22 protein-coding genes are annotated in these 21,227 nt (G+C 62.3%); 10 read left to right on the forward strand and 12 right to left on the reverse strand.

Going from position 1 to position 21,227, the window contains the following annotated elements:
* Position 1 precedes the first annotated feature (1 nt).
* From SKZ59_RS16910 to SKZ59_RS16930, 5 genes are all read right to left on the reverse strand, one after another.
* Positions 2 to 967 (reverse strand): GGDEF domain-containing protein, encoded by a 966-nt coding sequence (locus SKZ59_RS16910; protein ID WP_034760367.1) that lies wholly within the window; start codon positions 965 to 967, stop codon positions 2 to 4.
* 261 nt (positions 968 to 1,228) lie between these two features.
* Positions 1,229 to 1,606 carry an HPF/RaiA family ribosome-associated protein gene (locus SKZ59_RS16915; protein WP_034781728.1) on the reverse strand — a complete coding sequence of 126 codons (378 nt, stop codon included), beginning with the start codon at positions 1,604 to 1,606 and terminating at the stop codon, positions 1,229 to 1,231.
* 185 nt (positions 1,607 to 1,791) lie between these two features.
* Positions 1,792 to 2,457, reverse strand: a complete 666-nt coding sequence (locus SKZ59_RS16920) for a DUF1345 domain-containing protein (RefSeq protein WP_034760363.1) — start codon at positions 2,455 to 2,457, stop codon at positions 1,792 to 1,794.
* Positions 2,458 to 2,497: 40 nt separating this feature from the next.
* Positions 2,498 to 3,769, reverse strand: coding sequence for an MFS transporter (locus SKZ59_RS16925; protein WP_319992409.1), 1,272 nt, complete (start codon positions 3,767 to 3,769; stop codon positions 2,498 to 2,500).
* 83 nt (positions 3,770 to 3,852) lie between these two features.
* Entirely contained in the window at positions 3,853 to 4,878 is a 1,026-nt protein-coding gene (locus SKZ59_RS16930) for a CDP-6-deoxy-delta-3,4-glucoseen reductase (RefSeq protein WP_319992410.1), read from the reverse strand.
* 12 nt (positions 4,879 to 4,890) lie between these two features.
* Here SKZ59_RS16930 and SKZ59_RS16935 point away from each other — a divergent pair, with 12 nt between their 5' ends.
* The 3 genes from SKZ59_RS16935 (at position 4,891) to SKZ59_RS16945 (ending at position 7,091) form a co-directional block, all read left to right on the forward strand.
* Positions 4,891 to 5,808 (forward strand): SDR family oxidoreductase, encoded by a 918-nt coding sequence (locus tag SKZ59_RS16935; protein ID WP_319992411.1) that lies wholly within the window; start codon positions 4,891 to 4,893, stop codon positions 5,806 to 5,808.
* Positions 5,809 to 5,891: 83 nt separating this feature from the next.
* Positions 5,892 to 6,152, forward strand: coding sequence for a hypothetical protein (locus tag SKZ59_RS16940; RefSeq protein ID WP_034759943.1), 261 nt, complete (start codon positions 5,892 to 5,894; stop codon positions 6,150 to 6,152).
* 699 nt (positions 6,153 to 6,851) lie between these two features.
* Positions 6,852 to 7,091: a hypothetical protein gene (locus SKZ59_RS16945; protein ID WP_029496207.1), complete on the forward strand. Its 240-nt coding sequence runs from the start codon at positions 6,852 to 6,854 to the stop codon at positions 7,089 to 7,091.
* Between the two features lie 87 nt (positions 7,092 to 7,178).
* Here SKZ59_RS16945 and SKZ59_RS16950 read toward each other — a convergent pair whose 3' ends face one another.
* From SKZ59_RS16950 to SKZ59_RS16960, 3 genes are all read right to left on the reverse strand, one after another.
* Positions 7,179 to 7,991, reverse strand: a complete 813-nt coding sequence (locus SKZ59_RS16950; RefSeq protein ID WP_319992412.1) for a hypothetical protein — start codon at positions 7,989 to 7,991, stop codon at positions 7,179 to 7,181.
* 89 nt (positions 7,992 to 8,080) lie between these two features.
* Positions 8,081 to 9,928 carry a CHASE domain-containing protein gene (locus SKZ59_RS16955; RefSeq protein WP_319992413.1) on the reverse strand — a complete coding sequence of 616 codons (1,848 nt, stop codon included), beginning with the start codon at positions 9,926 to 9,928 and terminating at the stop codon, positions 8,081 to 8,083.
* A gap of 199 nt (positions 9,929 to 10,127) precedes the next feature.
* Complete coding sequence (locus tag SKZ59_RS16960) at positions 10,128 to 11,894, reverse strand: glutamine--tRNA ligase/YqeY domain fusion protein (RefSeq protein WP_319992414.1); 1,767 nt, start codon at positions 11,892 to 11,894, stop codon at positions 10,128 to 10,130.
* A gap of 161 nt (positions 11,895 to 12,055) precedes the next feature.
* Between SKZ59_RS16960 and SKZ59_RS16965 the strand changes: the two genes are divergently transcribed.
* From SKZ59_RS16965 to SKZ59_RS16980, 4 genes are all read left to right on the forward strand, one after another.
* The gene (locus SKZ59_RS16965) at positions 12,056 to 12,349 is read left to right on the forward strand and encodes a DnaJ domain-containing protein (protein ID WP_010395442.1); all 294 of its coding nucleotides are present in this window, start codon (positions 12,056 to 12,058) and stop codon (positions 12,347 to 12,349) included.
* A gap of 93 nt (positions 12,350 to 12,442) precedes the next feature.
* On the forward strand, positions 12,443 to 12,955 hold the full coding sequence (locus SKZ59_RS16970) for a hypothetical protein (protein ID WP_034759931.1): 513 nt from the start codon (positions 12,443 to 12,445) through the stop codon (positions 12,953 to 12,955).
* Complete coding sequence (locus SKZ59_RS16975; RefSeq protein ID WP_046685338.1) at positions 12,945 to 13,733, forward strand: hypothetical protein; 789 nt, start codon at positions 12,945 to 12,947, stop codon at positions 13,731 to 13,733. The genes SKZ59_RS16970 and SKZ59_RS16975 overlap by 11 nt, the downstream gene beginning before the upstream one ends.
* Before the next feature lie 19 nt (positions 13,734 to 13,752).
* Positions 13,753 to 14,625 (forward strand): hypothetical protein, encoded by an 873-nt coding sequence (locus tag SKZ59_RS16980; protein WP_034759925.1) that lies wholly within the window; start codon positions 13,753 to 13,755, stop codon positions 14,623 to 14,625.
* A gap of 119 nt (positions 14,626 to 14,744) precedes the next feature.
* Here SKZ59_RS16980 and SKZ59_RS16985 read toward each other — a convergent pair whose 3' ends face one another.
* Complete coding sequence (locus SKZ59_RS16985; protein WP_072454357.1) at positions 14,745 to 15,647, reverse strand: LysR substrate-binding domain-containing protein; 903 nt, start codon at positions 15,645 to 15,647, stop codon at positions 14,745 to 14,747.
* 103 nt (positions 15,648 to 15,750) lie between these two features.
* Between SKZ59_RS16985 and SKZ59_RS16990 the strand changes: the two genes are divergently transcribed.
* A complete protein-coding gene (locus SKZ59_RS16990; protein WP_319992415.1) occupies positions 15,751 to 17,025 on the forward strand; it encodes an MFS transporter in 1,275 nt (424 codons plus the stop codon).
* A 4-nt stretch (positions 17,026 to 17,029) separates the two neighbouring features.
* On the opposite strand, the gene SKZ59_RS16995 is transcribed toward SKZ59_RS16990, so the two are convergent.
* Positions 17,030 to 17,677: a hypothetical protein gene (locus SKZ59_RS16995; RefSeq protein WP_319992416.1), complete on the reverse strand. Its 648-nt coding sequence runs from the start codon at positions 17,675 to 17,677 to the stop codon at positions 17,030 to 17,032.
* A gap of 165 nt (positions 17,678 to 17,842) precedes the next feature.
* On the opposite strand from SKZ59_RS16995, the gene SKZ59_RS17000 reads away from it, so the two are divergent.
* Positions 17,843 to 18,169: a hypothetical protein gene (locus SKZ59_RS17000; protein ID WP_034759909.1), complete on the forward strand. Its 327-nt coding sequence runs from the start codon at positions 17,843 to 17,845 to the stop codon at positions 18,167 to 18,169.
* 19 nt (positions 18,170 to 18,188) lie between these two features.
* Here the strand turns inward: SKZ59_RS17000 and SKZ59_RS17005 are convergent, their stop codons facing one another.
* A complete protein-coding gene (locus SKZ59_RS17005) occupies positions 18,189 to 19,094 on the reverse strand; it encodes a LytTR family DNA-binding domain-containing protein (RefSeq protein ID WP_319992417.1) in 906 nt (301 codons plus the stop codon).
* Positions 19,091 to 20,206, reverse strand: a complete 1,116-nt coding sequence (locus SKZ59_RS17010; protein ID WP_319992418.1) for a sensor histidine kinase — start codon at positions 20,204 to 20,206, stop codon at positions 19,091 to 19,093. The genes SKZ59_RS17005 and SKZ59_RS17010 overlap by 4 nt, the downstream gene beginning before the upstream one ends.
* Positions 20,207 to 20,403: 197 nt before the next feature.
* Here SKZ59_RS17010 and ugpQ point away from each other — a divergent pair, with 197 nt between their 5' ends.
* Positions 20,404 to 21,147 carry a glycerophosphodiester phosphodiesterase gene (gene ugpQ, locus SKZ59_RS17015; RefSeq protein ID WP_319992419.1) on the forward strand — a complete coding sequence of 248 codons (744 nt, stop codon included), beginning with the start codon at positions 20,404 to 20,406 and terminating at the stop codon, positions 21,145 to 21,147.
* The last annotated feature ends 80 nt before the right edge of the window (positions 21,148 to 21,227 follow it).

Raw genomic sequence — 21,227 nt, forward strand, 5'->3', positions numbered from 1 at the left:
TCTATAGCATTACCCGGTTGCGTCCGCCTGCCTTCGCGCGGTAGAGCGCCGCGTCGGCCGTCGCGATCAGCGCATGGTCATCCTGTTCGGCCGCTAGGCTGGACACGCCGAACGAGCCCGTGATGTGCGGCAGCGCGCTGCGCATGTCGGCGAAGATGACGGCTTGCTGCATGCGTTCGCACAAGCGTTCGGCGACCCGCAGGGCCACGTGTTCATTGGTATCGGGCAAAATCACCATCATTTCCTCGCCACCGTAGCGCACGGCAAAATCCGTGGGCCGCAGGGCCGCGCCCAGCACTTGCGCGGCGATGCGCAGCGCCTGGTCGCCCGCCTGGTGGCCGTGCGTGTCGTTGAAGCGCTTGAAATGGTCGAGGTCTATCATCACCAGCGACAGCGGCGAGCCGCTGGCGTGGGCCGTGACGATCATGTTCGGCAGTAAATCCGTGAGCCAGGCGCGGTTGTACAGGCCCGTCAGGCTGTCGACCATCGACAGCTGGCGGTAGAACTCGCCCAGTTTCTGCCGGCGGCGCAGCAGGGCGTTGGCGGCGCGGATGCGGAAAGACAGCAGCCGCAGCAGGTTGCGCGCCAGGCCGTTCGATTGCTCGATCAATTCCCAGACGACAGCCGCGTCGATCACCAGCAAGTCGGTTTCTTCCAGGGCGGAAATGGCGGCCAGGTTGCTCGCTTCATCGAGCACTGATTGTTCGCCCACGCTTTCGCCGGGCAAGACCTTGCTGACGGTGCCGTCATCCATGCCCGTGTGGATGTCGGCGGCCACGGCCAGCGAACCGCGCAGGACGATGTACAGGCAAGTACCCTGTGTGTCGGCAATGGCTTCGCCCGCTTCGAGGCGCATGACGGGGCAGGGCGCCAGCATGGCGGCCGTCTGGCTATCCGCCCCATCGCGAAATAGCTGTAAATCGCCGATGTTGCAGCCTGAAGCGCCGAAGTTGCCGATCTGTTCCACAATCACACTTTCAAAAAGCCGGCGCGCGCGAGCAGAGGGCCGGTAGCTTCATGATAGCGTAAAGCGGCCTTGGCTGTAACGCCAAAGGCTTGCTTGATGTCACTTACTGTGAGAAATACGACAATTATTTCATTGCGGTGTTAATACGCCGGAATGCTTGCTGTTCTGCTATGGATATTGTCGCGCAGGAAGGCGGGTCCAGATGTGCAAAGGCAGCCTTGAACGGCTGCCTCAGTCTCTGGAAATCCTGCAGGTGGGGAATTACTCGGCGGTTTCTTCCGCTTCGGCCGTATCGATCACGGCATTCTTGCCGGTGGCGTGGCGCTTGCTGTCTTGCAGGCGGCCCAGGGCGCTATCGATGGCGCGTTTCAGTTTGTCGGTGGCGCCGGCAACGGATTGATGCACGGTGGCGTTCTGTTCGGTCACGGCGATCGGTTGGTAGCCAGCAACGCGTGCTTCCATGACGCAGCGAATATCGTCGGCGCCGCCTTTCGGGCCATTCGTGTCGCTGATGTGGACTTCGATGCGGGTCAGGTTGTCGCGGAAGCGGTTCAGTGCGCTTTCAAGTACGGATTGCACATGTTCGTTCAGTCCAGCGGTGTTGGCGATGGTGCTGTCGGTATGAATATTGATTTGCATATGCTTACTCCTGTCAATTCAAAAAAAACCCATCTCAGGCGAGCTGCGGCCTGGTTGCTGCCCCATGCACATGACCTCTGTGCATGGAACTTATCTTACTCCTCTTTCCAGTATTTCAAGAGGGTGCGCACGATTAAGATGAGCTTAACCCTTCAGCCAGGTCAAGTTTCCACTACGAAATTATTTCAACCATTGATCAGACCGGCGGCGATATTGATCGACAGCCCCAGCACGACCAGGTTGAAGAAAAAGCTCAGCACGGATTGCCCCAGCACGATTTGCCGCATCATGCGCGTCTGCACGGAAACGTCCGACGTCTGCACGGCCACGGCGATGGTGAAGGCGAAATACAGAAAATCCCAGTAATCGGGGTTTTGCTCGTCGTCGGGAAACTTCAGGGGGCGCAGTGCGGGATCGGCTTGGTAATACAGGTGGGCGTAGTGGAAGCAGAACAGGGTGCCGACGAGGAACCAGGAGCCGACCAGGGTGAGGATCGTCAAGCCGTAGTGCAGTGCGCGCTCGTCCGGCGCCAGGTCTTTCATTGAAGACAGCTGCGAGACGATGGCCACCAGGCTCATCACGGATGCGACGGACAGGGCCGACAAGACTGTTGCCGCCCGCTCGTCCTGGCGCGCCGCCATCATTTTCACGCGGTGGTGGTTGGCGCGCATCATCATCCAGGCCATCGTCGCCAGGTAGAACCAGACGGCCACGTTCCACGCCGTCAGCAACCGCGTCATCTGTTGCCACGATGCGGGCAGCAGCAGGCCGGCCGCCACGCCGATGGCCGTGGCCAGGCTCAGGTGGGGGCGGCTGCGGATGAAGCTGCGGAACGGAAGCGTGATTTTCATGGTGCCAGGATGCATCTGTTGGGATAGCGCATCTTAGCGCTTAAGTTGCCGCCGTGGTGGCCGTCCTGGCGGCCGCTTCCTTCTCGTGGTGGGGGAAGCGGTCCATGCGCGATAGCACGGGGAACAGCACGGCCCAGATGCCCGTCACGGCCAGGGTGGAGGCACCGCCGAAGAGCACGGCGCGCACGAGGCCGAACCAGCCGGCCGTGAGGCCCGACTCGAATTCGCCCAGCTCGTTCGAGGCGCCGATGAAGACGGCGTTCACGGCGCTGACCCGGCCGCGGATTTCGTCGGGCGTCTCGAATTGCACCAGCAGGTGGCGGATGTAGACGCTGACCATGTCGCCGGCGCCCATCAGGAACAGCGCCGCCAGCGCCAGCGGGAAATAGCTGGTGCTGCCCAGCACCAGCGTGCCCAGGCCGAAGACGGCCACGCCGCCGAACATCCATGGGCCCACCCTGCGCGTGATAGGGAAGATGGCCAGCGCGATCGAGCACAGGGCCGCGCCGGCGCCGGGCGCCGTGCGCAGCAGGCCCAGTCCGCTGGGGCCGATATGCAGCACGTCGTGCGCGAGCGCCGGCAGCAGGGCCGTGGCACCGCCGAACAGCACGGCGAATAGGTCGAGTGAAATGGCGCCTAGCACGATGGGTTTCGACCAGACGAAACGCAAGCCTTCAAGCAGGGTATGCCAGCTGACGGGTTCGCGCTTGACCACCTGCGGCGCCGGCGTGGTGGCGCGCATCAGCAGGACGGACACGACCAGCAGCGCGGACGAGATCAAATACACGACCTTGGGGCCGAAGTAATACAGCAAGCCGCCCAGGGTGGGGCCCAGGATGATGGCCACGTGCGAGCTCGACGAGCTGAGCGCGACGGCGCGGCTGAAGTGTTGCGTGGGCACCATGTTCACCAGCACGGCTTGCGTGGCCGGCATCATGAAGGCGCGCGCGCTGCCGAACAGCACCAGCACGGCAAACACGGGCCACACGATGGAAAGTCCGCTCAGGGTGAACGCCAGCAGGGCCAGCGCGCAAGCGAGCTGCGCCGCCAGGCACCAGGCGATGATGTTGCGGCGGTTGTAGCGGTCGGCCACATGGCCTGCCGGCAAAATCAATACGAGGAAGGGGGCGAATTGCGCCAGGCCGATCAAGCCCAGGTCGAACAGGCTGCCCGTGATCTGGTACACCTGCCAGCCGATGGCCACGCTTTGCATCTGCACGGCCACCGTGCCCAGCACGCGGGCGGAAAGATAAAAGGCGAAGTTGCGGTGACGCAGGATGCTGAAGCCGTTGCCGGCAGAGGCGAGAGACATGAAATTTCCAGGAAGCAGCGGGGTAGAGCGGTGGTGGCAGCGGGCGCCGCACCAGCCGCGCCCCGCTGTCTGGACGGTGACGCTTACTTGGCCAGGTCGGCTTCCGTGGTGAAAGCGTCGGCGTAGAACTCGTCGGCTGGCAACTGGCACAGTTGCACGAAGTCGCGGTGGGCCGAATCGACCATCACGGGCGCGCCGCAGGCATATACCTGGTGGCCTGACAGGTCGGGCAAGTCCGCGATAACGGCCTGGTGCACGAAGCCCGTGCGGCCTTCCCACGCGTCTTCCGGCAGGGCGTCCGACACGACGGGCACATAGGTGAACTGCGGCAAGTCGGCGGCCCACTGGCGGCACAGCGCATCCATGTACAGGTCATGCGGACGGCGGCCGCCCCAGTACAGGGTGATCGGGCGCGTGGAGCGCTCGTTGATCATGTGCTCGACGATGGCTTTCAAGGGTGCAAAGCCCGTGCCCGAGGCCAGCAGCACGACGGGCTTGTCGGAATCTTCGCGCAGGAAGAAAGTGCCCATCGGGCCTTCGAAGCGCAGGATGTCGCGCTCCTTCATGGTGCCAAATACCTGGTCGGTAAACAGGCCGCCCGGCAGGTGGCGGATGTGCAGGGTCACGGGGCCGCCGTCGGCGGGCGCGCTGGCCATGCTGTAGCTGCGGCGTTTGTTGTCGCGCAACAGGATTTCGATATACTGTCCGGCGCGGTAGTTGAGGCGCTCGCTGGCCGGCAACTGCAGGGTCAGCACGACGACGTCGGGCGCGACTTTTTCGATGGTGGTCACGCGCGACGGCATTTTCTTGATCGGGTAGTCGCTGCTGCCCGCCACTTCGCGCGCTTCGATGACGAGGTCGGCGTCCGTGGTGGCGCAGCAGAACAGGGAAAAGCCGGCCGCTTCCTCTTCCGGCGTCAGGGCGCGCTGCTGGTGCGCCTTGTGCTGGACGGTGCCGGAAACCACTTTGCCCTTGCAGGAACCGCAGGCGCCATTTTTACAACCATACGGCAAGCCCACGCCGGCGCGTATCGCCGCCGCCAGCACGGTTTCGTCCGCTTCGCAGCTGAACTGGTGGCCGCTGGGCTGAACAGTAACTTGAAAAGTCATACAATCCTTGAGATGAAAAATATGTTAATGCACTCTTTGCGCAAGCCGTCAGGCTTGCCGCGCCTGCTGATCCTGGGCTGCGGCGACGTCGGCATGCGCTTGCTGCCCCTGCTGCGCGCGCGCTTTCGCGTCTTTGCCGTCACCAGCCAGCCGGCGCGCTGCGCGCAGTTGCGGGAAGCCGGCGCCGTGCCCATCGTGGCTAACCTCGACGACCGCGCCAGCCTGAAACGGCTGGCGGGACTGGCGACGATGATCGTGCACCTGGCGCCGCCCCTATCGTCGGGCTTGCTGGACCGGCGCACGCGCAATCTGGCCGCCATTTTACCCGAGCATGCACGCATGGTGTATGTGAGCACCAGCGGCGTGTATGGCGATTGCGCTGGCGCCTGGGTCGATGAAACGCGCACGACGGCGCCGGCGAATGCGCGCGCGAAGCGGAGGGTGGACGCCGAACAGGTATTGCGCGGCTGGGGCGCGCGACGCGGCGCCAAGGTGGCCATCCTGCGCGTGCCCGGCATCTATGCGGACGACCGCTTGCCCTTGAAACGCTTGCGCGAAGGCACACCGGCCCTGGCCGCGGATGACGATGTGTACACCAACCATATCCATGCCGACGACCTGGCGCGCATCATCGAACGGGCCTTGTGGCGCGGCAAGCCGGGACGCGTGTATCACGCCAGCGATGACAGCGAACTCAAGATGGCCGAGTATTTCGATGCCGTGGCCGACACGTTCGGCCTGCCGCGCCCGCCGCGCCTGCCCCGTGCCGCGCTGCGGCAAGTGGTCACGCCGATGCTGTTGTCGTTCATGTCCGAATCGCGCCGATTGCACAATACGCGCATCAAGCGCGAGCTGGGCGTGCGCCTGCGCTACGCGCGCGTGGCCGATGCCTTGCGGGCGCTGTCCGCCGATGGCGCCGGCATCGGGTAAAATGGCCGGTTATCTGCGCACTTTGCTGGGCCGGCGCGCAGCGCGCCGTTCCCGCGCTGCGCCACTCACTTAAGGAAGACAGCATGAGCACCCTCACTTACGAAGAATACCTGGACGAGGTCACCACCGTCCTGACGGAACTGTACGACCTCGACGACGAAGCCGCCATCAAGCTGGTCGTGGCGGCGCAGGACGCCGAATTTTTCGTCCCGCACGATGCGCATGAAGAAATGCGTACCGTCGAGCAAGCCAAGAAAGATGCGGTCACCCTGTTCGAGCGCAAGCAGAACCGCCAGCAAACGCAGGAAAAACAGCAACAGCGCGTGCGCCAGCAAAAGAAATAAGACGGAAGCAGGCCGTGGGGCAGTACGGGTTCCGGCGCAACACCGGGGCCGTGCCATTTGATGCACCGCAAACGCGCCATGGCGCGCTGGCGATATGGTGAGCAATGTCGTCACGCGTCTGGGCTCTTGTGGCGGGCTCTGCATCTACAACCAGCGTGACGTTGTTTCCCGTCAGCAGGAGCGAGCCATGCGAGCAACGAGTCACCCCAGCAAGGAGCAAGTGCGCGCTTATATGCGCCGGCGCGAACATGCGCTGCAACCCCCACCACCGCCCGATGAAATTCGCCGGCAACTGGCCTGGTGCTGCGCGGACGATTCCCCATGCATTTGCCCACTTGCCACCCCGGCCGGCGTGGCCGCGCAAGGCTGGCATTTATCTACGGAAATGGCCCGCCTGGGCACCCTCATGGCCATAGCCTGGCTCATGCATAGCGGTGTTGCTCATCGTAAAAATTGATGACGTGCAGCAAATTTTTCCGATTTGAGTTATCCTCTAGCACATTCCAAGTGCGTCAATTCTCTTCAATTATCACAATTTTGCTCTAAGTTACGCAAAAATCAACAATAGCGTGTATTATATTGTTTGTGGCGTAAAAGCCGCATAAGTGATGGCGCTTTTTAGTGTGTTTACCCTGAATTAGTGCAGAAGGGACATTCTGTCTTTTATTGCCCTAATACAACAAGTACGGATTTTTGATCATGTCTCTCAAACAAATTACCTCTTTGCCTACCTACAACCCGAATCGCGTCCTCGATGCGATCATCGACAAGCTGCAACTGAAAAACGATGCCGCCTTGTCGCGAGCTCTGGAAGTGGCGCCACCTGTTATCAGCAAGATTCGTCACAACACCTTGCCGATCGGCGCCACGATCCTCATCCGCATGCATGAAATCAGCGATTTCAGCATTCGTGAACTGCGCGAGTTGATGGCTGCCTAAGAGCGCCTGACAGACGGCAAACTGAGAGGTGCCGTCTGGGTAAGTCAGGCTTGCCGCGTGCGGCAGCCACATCTGTTTTCCGCTTTTCTATTGCGGATCGCGGTTCAATACCGGACGATCAACATAGAAGCGCCCCATTTCCAGGCCAGTCGAAGACGATTTGACCACCGCTGCGGTAAGTGAGGCAGGCGCGCTGGAAAATGCGGTGCTGGCAGCCCCGGTCGCGCGGCCCGAATACGCCGTCGCCTGCACGGCCGCACTGGAAAACGCCGTTTGCACGGCCCGGCCCGAGTATGCCGTTGCCTGTACCGCCGCACTGGAAAATGCTGTTTGGACAGCCCGTCCTGAATACGCAGCCTGCACAGCCCGTCCCGAATACGCCGCCTGTACGGCGCGCCCCGAATACGCCGTCGCCGCGCGGATATAGTCTTCTCCGAACGTTTGCTCATATAGCTGCTTCATGCGCTCGCCCACGCGATGGTGCGCCGCTTCGTCGTCTTCGCCGCGCAAGCCGATGTAGGGGAAGTGATGGAGGAAGTAACCGAATACCTGTTCGCAGTCGGCCGCATATTTCAGGGTGTCGAGAATGTGGTAGTGCCAGAAGGTATCAACGTCCATCAGCGGCGCCGTTTCTTCTTCCGGAAACTGTTTCATCAGGATCAGAAAGCGGCGGTATTCGAATTCCACCGCATTTGCTTTTTCCAGGCTCCATCCCTCGCCTGACTCCCGGTGCATCAGCTTGACCTTGATCGCGTCCAAATTCAAATCGGCAATTGCCTTGAAACTGTCGTTCGTATCCATGAATGTCCTTTTGTAAAGAGCGTTGTGGGAAATACGGTGAAACAAGGGAAAGCGGCGGGTGCGTACTCCTGGCAAGTAGTCGAGGAATGCCTGGCCCATGGCGGGCGGGCGCTGAGTTGTTCCACATTAATATTGCATCTAATTACGAAATATGCAAGCTGAGCTTGCTTCATGCGGGCGGGCGCCGGTCAGTTGCTGACCCGGCTTTCTTCCTGGTAGGGAAAGGCGGTGGCATCCGCGCCCAGCGGTACGCTGACGTGCACGCTCATGCCGGCGCCGGGGCTGCTTTCGATGTAAAAAGTGCCGCCCAGCAATTTTATGCGCTCCTCGATGCCCACGAGGCCAAACGAGCCCAGCTTGTTGCGCCCGTCGATGGCGGCGCCCACGCCGTTGTCGCTGATGCTCATCGATACCGTATCGCGGCACTTTTCCAGCTTGACCTGCACGCGGCTGGCATGGGCATGCTGGGAAATGTTGCTGAGCGACTCTTGCAGGATGCGGAACAGGGCCGTCGCGCACTGGTCGCTGAGGCAAATGTCGTCATGGCTTTCGCTCACTTCGCAGGCGATGCCCGTGCGCTGGCGAAATTGCGCCACCTGCCATTCGACGGCCGCATTCACGCCCAGGTCCAGTACGGTAGGGCGCAAGTCGTTGATGATCTGCCGCACGCTCTTGATGGTGGCGTCGATCTGTTCCAGGGTCGAGCGGGCGCGGGCATTCAGGCGCGGGTGGCGGCGATGCGTGCGCGAGGCCAGCATGTCTGCGTCGATGCGCAGCACCAGCAGGTTCTGTCCCAGGTCGTCATGGATTTCGCGCGCGATGCGCTTGCGCTCTTCTTCCTTGATCTGGTCGGCATGGGCCGCCAAGCGGCGCAGTTTCTGGTGCGACAGCTGCAGACGGATCTGACTGGCGCGCAATTCCTCCGTCATGCCGTTCGCCATCTGGATGGCGCGCCGGCGCGACGATGCCAGAGTGTGGAACAGCATGTACAGCAGCATGGTGCTGGCAAAGCCTATCAGCAGGGCCAGCCAGGGCAAAAAGGCGTCGAAGCGCGTATACAGGTCGCTCTTGCGCACGCTGAACAGTGCTTGCCACACGCGGCTATTATGTTCGATCAGCATCGTGCTGCTCAGGTAGCGGCCGGAATTGCCGGGCAGCCACCATGGCGCATGCATGCCTGCCGTCGTGCTGTCGAAGATGGGGCGCATGTCGTGCGGTAAGTCTAGCGGTGCGCGCGCCTGCGGGCCGATATCGAACAGGGTCAGGCGGACGTTGCGTACCGGCATGTCCGCCAGCGCGCTGCGCATCATCGTCACCAGGTCGTAGCCGATGCCGACGGAACCCTGGTACGCCGCGCGCCGCTGCTCCACCGTATCGACCGGCATGCCAAAACGGTACACGGGCAGGCGCATGGCCATGCCCGTCAATTGGGGGCGGCCTTGCATCGGCACGGGCACGCCGGAATTGCTGATGTGGCCAGAATCGCGCGACTGCGCCAGCATTTCGGCGATCAGGGGGCGCGAGGCGATGTCATAGCCATATTTTTCAGGGGCGCTGGCAATCGGTTCGATATACACCAGCACGGAATAGTGCGCGCGCGGGGCGGGCGGATGGATGGCAAACGCCGGATAGCCGTCGCGCCCGGGCGGATAGTCGCGCTGCATGGCCGCTTCGACGGCGGCGCGCTGCGTCTCGTCCAGTTCCTGGCTGTAATTGAGGTTCATCACCCCCGGGTAGTTCTGTTGCAGGGCGATGTTCGCCACGTAGCGATGAAATTGCTCACGGCTCACGTGTTCGTTGGCGTGGAACAGGCTGGCCGTGCCGCGCAGCAGGTTGGCATACGACTTGACGCGCGATTCGATGTTTTTCTGGGTATTGCGGGCCAGATTGTTGAATAGCTCGCTGGCATCGTTTTCGATCGACAGCGAGGCGGCCATATAGAACAGCAGGCCCACCATCGTCGACATCACGAAGCCGAGCAGCCACAGTGGTCTTTTTTCAGCAGATAAGGGGTGTTCGCCGGCAGTAGAAGACATCGCCATCCGCATCAGGAAGAGGAATCGGGTGCCGCCTGGGCGGCGGAGGCTAGGCTGCGTTGTGTAAGCGCTATTAAAATTGCAAATTGCTCAATAGCTGCCTAATATACAAAATTATCGTTATTATAGTCAACAGGCAATATTTCTCGCTGAAACGAAAAAAACCGCCGCAGCGGTTTTTTTCGTGTGCCATCAGCCTTTATTTGGCGGGTTGCCAGCTGTCTTTCAGGGTGACGATGCGATTGAAGACGGGCTTGCCAGGCTGGCTGTCGACGCGGTCGGCCGCAAAATAACCGTGGCGCTCGAACTGGAAGCGCTCTTCCGGCTGGGCCAGTTCAGCGCCCGGTTCCAGCCACGCTTGCACCACTTCCTTGGCCAGCGGATTCAGGGCCAGCTTGAAGTCCTTGCCGCCCGCATCCGGCTGCGGGTCCGTAAACAGGCGGTCGTACAGGCGTACTTCGGCGGCAATGGCCGTCGGCGCGCTGACCCAGTGCATATTGCCCTTGACCTTGTAGTTGGAGCTGCCTTCCGTGCCCGACTTGCTGTCCGGGAAGTAGGTGCAATGCACGGCGATGACTTTGCCGTTGTCATCCTTGTCGTAGCCCGTGCACTCGATCACGTAGCCGTAGCGCAAACGCACGCGGCTGCCCGGCTTGTCGTCGATCGGCGGATACAGACGGAAATAGCCCTTGTTCGGCACTTCCATGAAGTCGTCTTCCTCGATCCACAGCTCGCGCGAGATGGGGAAGGTGCGCAAGCCGCGCTCGGGGAAGTGCGGGTGCACGGGCGCCGTGCATTCCACGCTTTCGCCTTCGGGGAAATTGTCGATGATCAGTTTCAAAGGACGCAGCACGGCCACCGTACGGGGCGCTTTCGGGTCCAGGTCTTCGCGCAAACAGCCTTCGAGCACGCTGTAGTCGATCCAGCCGTCCGATTTCGTCACGCCCGTGCGTTCGCACATCAGCTGGATCGCTTCCGGCGTGTAGCCGCGGCGGCGCATGCCCACCAGGGTCGGCATGCGCGGGTCGTCCCAGCCGTCGACGATGTTTTCTTCCACCAGCTGGCGCAGCTTGCGCTTGCTGGTGACGATGTACGTCAGGTTCAGGCGCGAGAATTCGTACTGGTGCGGCACGGGCTTGGCGAAGAAGCCGCCGGCCGACAGGGTTTCCAGCAGCCAGTCGTAGAACGGGCGGTGATCCTGGAATTCCAGGGTGCAGATCGAATGCGTGATGTTTTCCAGCGCGTCCGAGATCGGGTGCGTGTAGTCGTACATCGGATAGATGCACCAGGCGTCGCCCGTGCGGTGGTGGTGCGCATGGCGGATGCGGTAGATAGCCGGGTCGCGCAAGTTCATGTTCGGCGAACTCATGGCATCTTCGCTCATCTTCGCGCGCAGGATGTGTTCGCCATCCTTGAATTCGCCCGCCTTCATGGCGCGGAACAGGGCCAGCGATTCGTCGCGCGGACGGTCGCGGAACGGCGAATTCTTGCCGGCCTGGCCGAAATTGCCGCGGTTGGCGGCCATGTCTTCGGCGCTCTGGCTGTCGACGTAGGCAAAGCCGGCCGTGATCAGGTACTCGGCCATCGCGTACAGCTGGTCGAAATAGTCGCTCGCGTAGTGCAGGTGGCTCTGGCCATCGGCCTGTTTCGGCTCCCAGTCAAAGCCCAGCCATTTCACGCTGTCCATGATGGTGTCGACGTATTCCTGCTCTTCCTTGGCCGGATTGGTGTCGTCGAAGCGCAGGTTGCACTGGCCGGCGTAATCGCGCGCCAGGCCGAAGTTGACGCAGATCGACTTGGCGTGGCCCACGTGCAGGTAGCCGTTCGGCTCCGGCGGGAAACGCGTGATCACCTGGGGCAGGCCGGGACGCACGTGGGCGCCGGTAGCCAGGTCGGCTTCGATGATGTTACGCAAGAAATTGGGCGCCAGCGCTGGCGCGGCGGTATTCGGTTTATCGTTGCTCATTGATCAATGCGGAAGAGTGACAGTAAAAAGCATTTTACCGTACCGCAAGCGCTTTATAAGCACGTATTTACCCCCATTTCCCGGCATGCAAGCGACGCCGACGCCGTTCTATAGGATAATTCGCCTTTAATTAGTAGAAAAACGTGACCCCGGAGCCTTTTATGGAAAATTTATATAACGTCCTCGGTGTCGCGCCCAATGCCAGCGACGATGAAATCAAGAAGGTTTACCGTTCGCTGGCCATGCGCTTCCACCCCGACCGCAACCAGGCCCCCGGCGCCGAGGCGCGCTTCAAGAGCGTCACCAAGGCGTATGAAATCTTGGCCGACCCGGCCAAGCGCGCCGAATACGACCAGAGCGTGAACCACCGCATCATCATCGATCCGGAAGCGGAAGCGTATGCGCTGTGGTGCGGCGTGTTTCGTTTACATGGCACAGTATTACCTGCCGACTAAAACGATGCGGCCCGCATCAGCCGGCCCGAATTACTTGAAAACAACAACAACGGCGCTTTTATCAGCGCCGCGCATTACATTGGAAAGCACAGCATGAGAAGAGTACACCCTGAATTCGCGTACCAGTCGCGCGAGCTGGAAGGCCAGATCGAAGGCATCCTCGGCGACCCGCCGAACCGCAAGAACTACAAGAGCATGGTCGATGCATTGGTCGGTGAATACGCGAGCGGCGGCGGCATCGAAGACGTGAACATGCTGGCCTTCGCGCTGGTCGACCACATCACCTTCAGCGACCCGAAAGGCTTGCTGGCCGAAAGCGAAGACTACGAGTTCGGCGACCCGGCCCGCGTGTTTTCCATGGCCGCCTGCGCCGCGCCGGAAGCGGCGAAGATGTACGCCGCCATCGAAGAGAGCTTCCCCGACCTGGCGCGCCAGGCCATCATCACGGCTTTCCTGCACAAGAATCCGCGCCTGTGGGACGACGACGACCAGTCGCTCGACCAGCTGGCTGCCAATGACGACGGCGACGACGATCACGACGAAGACGAAGCCACCGACGATTTCGCCCAGATGTTTGACCAGGATGGAGATGACCATGGCCGATAACACGGAACAAAAGAGCAATCTTCCCGCGCTGACGAAACAGGTCACGGAATTGGTGCTGTCCGGTTCGCTGGGCCACGCCGAGCAGGCGTTTGCCGACGCGGCCGACCAGTATGGCGACCTGGCCGTGGTGGAAGTGCTGAGCGCGATCCCGCCACAGGTAACGGCCCTGCACCTGGCCGGCTTTGATGGCGGCAAGATGTCGCTGGCAACCCTGCTGGTGCCGCCGAAGGCGTGGGCCGACAGCCTGGCCTTCATCGCCGCCACCTGGAGCGACGACCAGATCGAGGACGATCCTGAACGCATCGCCGAAGCCCTGTTCGCGCACATCCACGGCGTGGTGTTTTCCACCGACGACGCCGAGCGCCGCCGCGAGCTGCTGCTCGAAGCGTCCGCCACCGACTGGGGCGCCACGGCGTTCGCCATCCTGTTCTCGATGGCGCCGAAGGAAATCCTCGAAGTGGCGGGCGAGATCGTCATCAAGGGACCGTACGTGACGGGCGTGACCTCGTCCGACAACGACGTCGTGCCGCTGGCCATCGAACTGGCGCAAGCGAATGAAGACGGCTGGGACCGCTCGCTGTTCGAACTGTTCCCCGACTTCCGCCACAGCGCCGACCTGGCCGACGCGGAATACTCGGATGACCCGGACGAAGAGCCGACCATGTTGCAGCGGAGCACCAAGGAATTGCTGTACCGCCTGCGCAAGCAAGTGCCGAGCACGCGCAGCGCGCCGCGTTCCAGCACGCGCCGCAGCCTGGGCACGGGCATTTTCTCGTAATGAAAGCAGGGAACGTCTAATGCTGCCAGCAATTGTTGTAGAGAATCTTCCGCGCCTCGTGCGCGCCATCAAACTGTTGCCGGGCGACCCGCGCGAGGACGCGGCCCTGAACCTGGCCGACGAATTGACGGGCATCACGGCCATGGTGGCCGAGAAGTTCACGAATGAACGCACGGCCGACGGCATCCAGAAAGCGCTGTACCTGACGGTGGGCGGCGTGTCCTTGGGCCTGGAGCAGGCCGTCACGCATGAGGGCGACCAGGCCGCGCTCGATTTCCTCGTCGAGCACGGCGCCGAGCACGCGTTCCAGGTGGGCTTTCGCCTGATCAAGGAATTGTCGCAGCTGCCCGAAGACGCCCTCGTCGGCGAATACGACCAGGACCCTGTCTACCTGCAGCGGCGCCTGCGGGAGCTGTTCATCGATATTTGCCAGGCCGACCCGAACCAGAACTGGGCCGGCTATGAAAAGTATGCGGTTCAATTGCAACAGCGCAAGGAAGTGCAAGCCGTCGTGCGCCTGGCAAGCTGGCTGCGCCGCCACCATGACAACGGCCCCGTCAGCGACAGCGACTTGAATGCCGAGGGCGTCATCGCGCTGGCCATCATCTTCGCCATCGAAGGCGGCGGACGCATCATCGCGCGCACGGGTCAAAAGGAGTTTGAACGCTTCGTGCGTTCCGTGCGCAAGAACAAGCCCGACTTCGAGGAAGGCTGGGCCGCCCTGGTGGCCAAGGTTCCCGTGCAGCACCATCCGGTCTTGCTCGACCGCATCGAGTCGTACCGCCGCAGCTGCACCGTCGTGCATAAAATCCTCACGCGGGCCAGCATGAAGAGCCTGTTCGAGGACCTGGAAAATTATGCGGGTTCGGAGCTGGACGCGGATTACTCGTGACCGCTGGTGTCGGATTACGCCCTTTGGGCTAATCCGACCTGCGACTTGACGCATGCGATTGTCGGATTACGGCCTGCGGCCTAATCCGACCTACGCCGACCTACGCCGGCCTCATCGGCCTATTCTTTCTCTTCCATGGCCGCTTCCTCGGCCAGTTTCACAAACGCCGCCACCAGCGGCGACGTCTCTTCTTCTCTTTGCGCCAGTAACAGGCTGGTGGTCGCCTGCGGGTCGGCGATGGGGCGGTAGCACACGCCATCCATGCGGATGCGGTCGAATGAGGCGGGCAGCACGGAAATACCGCAGCCGGCAGCGACCAGGCCGATGATGGTCGATGCCTCGCCCGCTTCCTGCGCCACCTGGGGCACGAAGCCGGCCGCCTTGCACAGGCGGAAGATCTGCGGATAAATCCCCGTGCCCGCATCCTTGGGATACATGACAAAGCCTTCGCCCGCCATGTCGGCAATGGCGATCGCGTCCTTGGCCGCCAGCGCGTGGTCGACGGGCAAGACGAGGAACAGCGGATCCTGGCGCAGTTGCGTCAGCTTGATATCGGATGGATATGTCGTTTCCGGCGGGCGCACGAAGCCCAGATCCATCGTCCTGCCCGAGATCGCTTCCAGTTGATGCAAGGTCGCCATTTCGTGCAAGGTCAAGGTGACGTGCGGGAACTGCTGGCGGTAGCGGTTGATGACGGTGGCGAAATAGGGCGTGAACGGCGTGGAAAAGGTAAAGCCGATGCGCAATTCGCCCGCTTCGCCCCGCTGGGCCCGGCGCGCCGTCACGGCTGCCTGTTCCGACAGGGCCAGGATGCGCCGCGCATCGTCGAGGAAAAGACGGCCTGCTTCCGTCAGCCGCACGGAGCGCTTGTTGCGCTCGAACAACTGCGCACCCAATTCCGCTTCCAGCGCCTGGATTTGCTGGCTCAGCGGCGGCTGGCCGATGTGCAGGCGCTCGGCCGCGCGCGTGAAGTGCAGCTCCTCGGCGACGGCGACAAAGTAACGGAGGTGGCGCAGTTCCATGTTCAGTAATCGTTTTAAAGTATGAGTTGGGCCTTGAATATATATTGGACGATATGAGTTGGCAATCCTAAGATGAAGACTCGCTCCTCTTTGAAACATGGCCATGTCTGATTCATCGCTTGCTTTTGCCCCCGCTGCCTCATCCGCCATTCCGGTTTCCGCTCCCGCTCCCCGCACGGCCATCGCCAAGGGTTCCATCGAATTCAAGCGCAGCAACCGCGCCCTGTTCTTTGGCGGCTTTTCCACCTTCAGCTTGCTGTACTGCATCCAGCCCCTGTTCCCCTTGCTGTCGCACCAGTTCCATCTGACGCCGGCGCAAAGCAGCTGGTCGCTCTCCGTGTCGAGCGGCTTGCTGGCCATCTCGCTGGTGCTGCTGAGCGCCGTGTCGGACCGTGTCGGCCGCAAGCCCTTGATGGTGGCGTCGATGTTTTCCGCCGCGATACTCACGATTTTGTCCGCCTTCGCGCAGGATTATGCGCAGCTGCTGGCCATCCGCGCCGCGCTGGGCGTAGCCCTGGGCGGCATGCCGGCCGTGGCCATGGCTTACCTGGGCGAGGAAATCGAGGGTCCTTCCCTGGGCCTGTCGATGGGGCTGTATATTGCCGGCAGCGCGTTTGGCGGCATGTCGGGACGGCTGGTGGCGTCCATGCTCAGCGATTTCCTGTCGTGGCGCTGGGCTCTGGGCGTGCTGGGCGTGGCCGGCGTGCTGGCGGCGGCGGAATTCTGGCGCAGCCTGCCCGCATCGAAAAATTTCGTGCCCAGTACAAAAGGCTGGAACGCCTTGCCGCACGCCATCCGCCAGCATTTTTCCGACCGGGGCTTGCCGTGGCTGTTTTGCCTCGCCTTCGTGCTGATGGGCTGTTTCGTCAGCCTGTATAACTATATCGGCTACCGCCTGCTGGCCGCGCCATTTGGCTTGCGCCAGAGCACGGTCGGCTTGCTGGCCTTTTTGTATCTGATCGGCATTTTCAGCTCCGTCTGGGCGGGGCGCCTGGTGGACCGCCTGGGGCGCCGGGGGGTGCTGTGGATCATGCTGTTGCTGATGCTGTCCGGCATTTTATTGACGCTGTTCGACTCGCTGCCGCTGATCGTCATCGGCATGGCGCTGGCCACCTTCGGCTTCTTTGCCTCGCACTCGATCGCCAGCAGCTGGGTCAGCCGCCGCGCGCGCGCGCCACAGGCGCTGGCCTCGGCCTTCTACTTGCTGTTCTACTACCTGGGTTCGAGCCTGATCGGTTCCGCCTCGGGCATGATGTGGGGCTTCGACGGCTGGACGGGCGTGGTCATCATGCTGGGCCTGTGCCTCGGTGGCGGCGTGCTGATCGCCTTGCGTCTGCGCCATCTGCAGCCGCTGGGGGCGCGCGAAGCGGTGGGCTGAGCCGCTACTTGGGACACATGCCGATCATCGTTTCCCCACTCTTGCCGGCGCGCGTGGTCACGCACAAGCTGCCCAGCGCGCTGGTGATTTTATACGTGCGGCTGCCCCTGGCCTCATTGGCACCGATTTCCTCGATCTTTGACGCCTCGTACCATTTCGGCGGCACGGCCGCGTAGGCTTCGGCAAAGCCCTGCTGCATGCGCTTGTAGCCCGTGTCGTCGAATTTCTCCCCACCCCGTTGCGGGAATTCTTTGCGTAAATCCTTGTCGATCTTGCCCACGTCGCGCTTGGCTTGCGCCAGGATATCGGCCGCGCTCGGTGGCGGGACGAGCATGATCGCTTCTAGCATTGCTGGCGCTGGCGCCGGCTCGGCGGCTGCTGGCGGCAGGGGACGGCTGATGGGTGCTGGCAGGCGCGGCACTCTTGCGGTGGCTGGTTTGGTGCTGGGTAACGCTAGGGGTACGGGCTTGGACGGCGCAGGCGCACTGTAGCGCAGCCAGGTGATGGCCGGGCCCTGCGGCAGGTTCTCGTCCGTGACGGTGCGGGGCCGTGACTGCAAGACGACGTATGCCAGGCCCCCGTGCAGCAGAACGATCAGCAGCAGGCCGGGAGCGCGGCGGGGCAGGGGCGGCAACGAGATCATGGGCGGCATGGGGGTTCAGGTACGCCAATGTATCTGAAGGATTTGATCATTATCTAAAATGTCACAAGCGCTTACAAAAAAGTGCCTGATGGAAATTTCGACCCCCATGGCCGCTGGTGGGGAACCCTGTGCCGGCGTGACGATCCAACTACAGACACCATGGGAGGACACATCATGATGCAGGTAAAGGAAGTGGCACGGCGCTTTGGCGCCATCGAACACGCGATCGGCCAGGCGGCCCAGCTGTGCGGCCAGCAGCAGGGCATGCCGATGGACTTGAAGGATTGTATCAACCAGCTGGACCAGCAAAAGAGCGCCGTGCGGCAAGCCATCGACACGCAAGACGATGCGCGCATCCGGCAAGCAGTCGACCAGATGGAATCGCTGGGCGACCGCGCCAAGCGGGCGTGCGGCACGGCGACCAGCGTGACGCCGGAAATGAAGAGCGCCGTGCTCAAGGTGCATGATGAGTTGTCTGACTTGAAGCACCAGATGCACTAGGCATTGGCTCTTGAACGTTTTACATCTGGCGGAACAGATGCGCATATAAAGGGCTGACGCGCAGTTGCGCGGGGTGCTGGCGCAGGGTCAGCGACAGCTTGCCGGCCTCGTCACGCACGGCCGTGGCGATGGCGCTGGCGTTGACGATGGTGCCCCGGTGGATTTGCCAGAATTGTTGCGGGTCCAGCTGGGGCAGCAGCTCCTTCAGGCTCGTGCGTATCAGCGCTTCGCTGTCCTGGCACACGACGTTGATGTATTTGTCCAGCGCTTCGAAATACACGACGTCGGCCAAGGCGATCATGCGCACGCTGTTGCCCACGGCCGCCCGTATCATCTGCAGGCGCGGCGCCGGCGGCAGCATGGCTTGCAGTTGGCTCAGCAGGCGGGCCATGTTGTCATCGCTGGCGGTTCCGGCTGCCGGCGCTGCCGTGGCGGTCGTCGCTGGCGCTGAGGTCGATGTTGATGTTGATGTTGCTGTTGCTGTTGCTGTTGCTGTAGCGGTGCCGTTGCCAACGCCTTTGCCAACGCTGCTGTCGCGCAAGCGCTGCTGCAAACGTTCCACCGTCTTGCCCAGGCGCGCATCGTTGACGGGTTTCAAGACGTAGTCGGCGGCCGCATGCTCGAAGGCGGCCAGCGCGTATTCGTCGTAGGCGGTCACAAACACGATGTGGGGAAACGGGACGCCGTCCGGCCATTGCTCTGCCAGTTCTTCGGCCGCTTCCAGGCCCGTCTTGCCTGGCATCTTGATGTCGAGAAACAGAATGTCGGGCTGCAGCGCCAGGCCTTGCCGCAAGGCTTCCACGCCGTTGGGGCAGGTGGCAACGATGTCGAGTTCCGGCCACAGCCGCTGCAAGGCGTGCGTGAGGGCGGCGGCGAGTATGGGTTCGTCTTCGGCGATCAGGGCGCGCGGGGTGGGGCTGGTCATGGCGTGGGGCTCGCGGTGGTGGAGTGAATCGGTAATTGAAGGCGGGCGATGACGCCTGCCGGCGTATTGGCGTCCAGTGACAGGCTGGCGGCATCGCGATGCATGCCGTGCAGGCGCTCGCGGATATTCGCCACGCCCAGCTGCGTGCCCTTGGTCTGGCCCGGATGGTCGAGGCCCAGGCCGTCGTCGCTGACGGTGAGCAGTAGCACGCCGCCATCCGTGGACGCCTGCACGTGGATGTGGCCGCCTTCGATCTTTGGTTCCAGGCCATGCTGGATGGCGTTTTCCACCAGCGGCTGCAACAGCATGGGCGGCACCTTGATTTGGCGCAAGGCTGCGGGCAAGTCCAGCGTAAAGCGCAGGCGCGCGCCCATGCGTATCGACATCAGGCCCAGGTAGGCTTGCATCAGGGAAAACTCCTGTTCCAGGGTGGTGGACTCGGCGCGCGAGGAAGAGAGGGTGGCGCGCAAGTACTGGATCAGCTGGTCGAGCAGCAACTGGGCGCGGTCGGGGTCAAAGCTGATCAGGCCCTGCAGGTTGGCCAAGGTGTTGAACAGCATGTGCGGTTCGATCTGCGCCTGTAGCAATTGTAGTTGCGCCTGCATGGCCTGGCGCGCCACGGATTCGGCGCGGGCTTTTTCCTCGGCAGCCGCCATTTGCAGGCGGGCAATCTTTTCTCGGCTGGAGAAAAACAGCACGGCGCCGCCCGTGGCCAGCAGGGTGAATACGAGTGTGCCCATCATTTGCGTGGGCAGCAGGTTTTCGAAGCCGCCCACGTCCACACCCGTCAGCCAGCCGAACAGGAGCAAACCCAGCATTTGCGCAACGGGCACGGACAGCAGGATGATGAGCATGAAGGGCAGGAATCTGGGCCGCTGGCCTGCACCCCATAATGTCAGGCGCATGCCGTCGATCAGCAGGAAGGCGATCGTGCCGATGCACATCGAGGCGACCAGGTTTTGTCCAAAATGGCTGCCTGGATTGAGCATGAACGTAATGACCAGCGCGCAGATCACGTTCAGCACCACCGCGTAGCGCGCGTCGAGCAGCATGCGGTAGTAGGGGAAGCGGCGCCTGGCGGGGGCTTCGGCGAAAGGGACGTCGGATTTCATGGAAGTGTCTGCTGGTAGCGATGGGGCATTGTGTGCCAGCGCAGGCCAGCGCGCAACCGGGCTGCGACGAAACGGGGCTGGCGGGGCGCCAATCGCTGCGGCGGGCCGTCAAACGGCGGCCGCTTTACTTTTCAGCATTGGCACGCGATAGTATGGCAAGACTGTCTTGCCTCCATAGAATTGCTTAAAGGAATCCCATGTGGCCCTATCCACGCACCCTCGCGCACCGCGGCGGCGGCATCCTGGCGCCTGAAAACACCGTGGCCGCCCTGCGCTGCGGCCTGGCCTACGGCTACCGTGCCGTGGAATTCGACGTCATGCTGGCGTCCGATGGCGTACCCGTCGTCGTGCACGATCCCGAACTGGGCCGCACCGTGGCCGGCAGCGGCCGTATCAATGACTACACGGCCGCGCAGCTGGGGACGATGGAGGCGGGTGCCTGGTTCGGCCCCGCATTCGCGGGCGAAGGCGTGCCTACTTTTGACGCCGTGGTGGCGTATTGCAAGGCGCAGCGCATCTGGATGAATATCGAAATCAAACCGGCGCCCGGCTTCGACGCGCAGACAGGGACGGTGGTGGCGCGCGCCACGCGCGACCACTTTGCACAGGAAATCGCCGCTGGCGAATTGCTGCCGCTGCTGTCGTCGTTCAGCATCGAAGCCTTGCAGGAGGCGCGCCAGGCGGCGCCGGAACTGGCGCGCGGCTGGCTGGTCGAACAGATACCTTCTGATTGGGCGAAAAAAGCAAAGGAACTGGACGTGGTGGCCATCCATTGCGACCACCAGCAACTGACGCCGGAACTGGCGCGAGAGGTCAAGGAGGCGGGATACGGGCTGTTCTGCTACACCGTCAACACACCCGAGCGGGCCAGCGAATTGCTGGCCTGGGGCGTGGATGGGTTTTGTACGGACAGGATAGATATTATTCCATCCATGGCGTAGGTCGGATTAGGCGCGCAGCGCCGTAATCCGACAACATTGTTGGCGCCGCTGGTGTTGTCGGCTTACCCGCTTGCGCGCTA

The organism is Janthinobacterium sp. GMG2, from assembly GCF_033949445.1.
Lineage (GTDB): Bacteria > Pseudomonadota > Gammaproteobacteria > Burkholderiales > Burkholderiaceae_D > Janthinobacterium > Janthinobacterium aestuarii.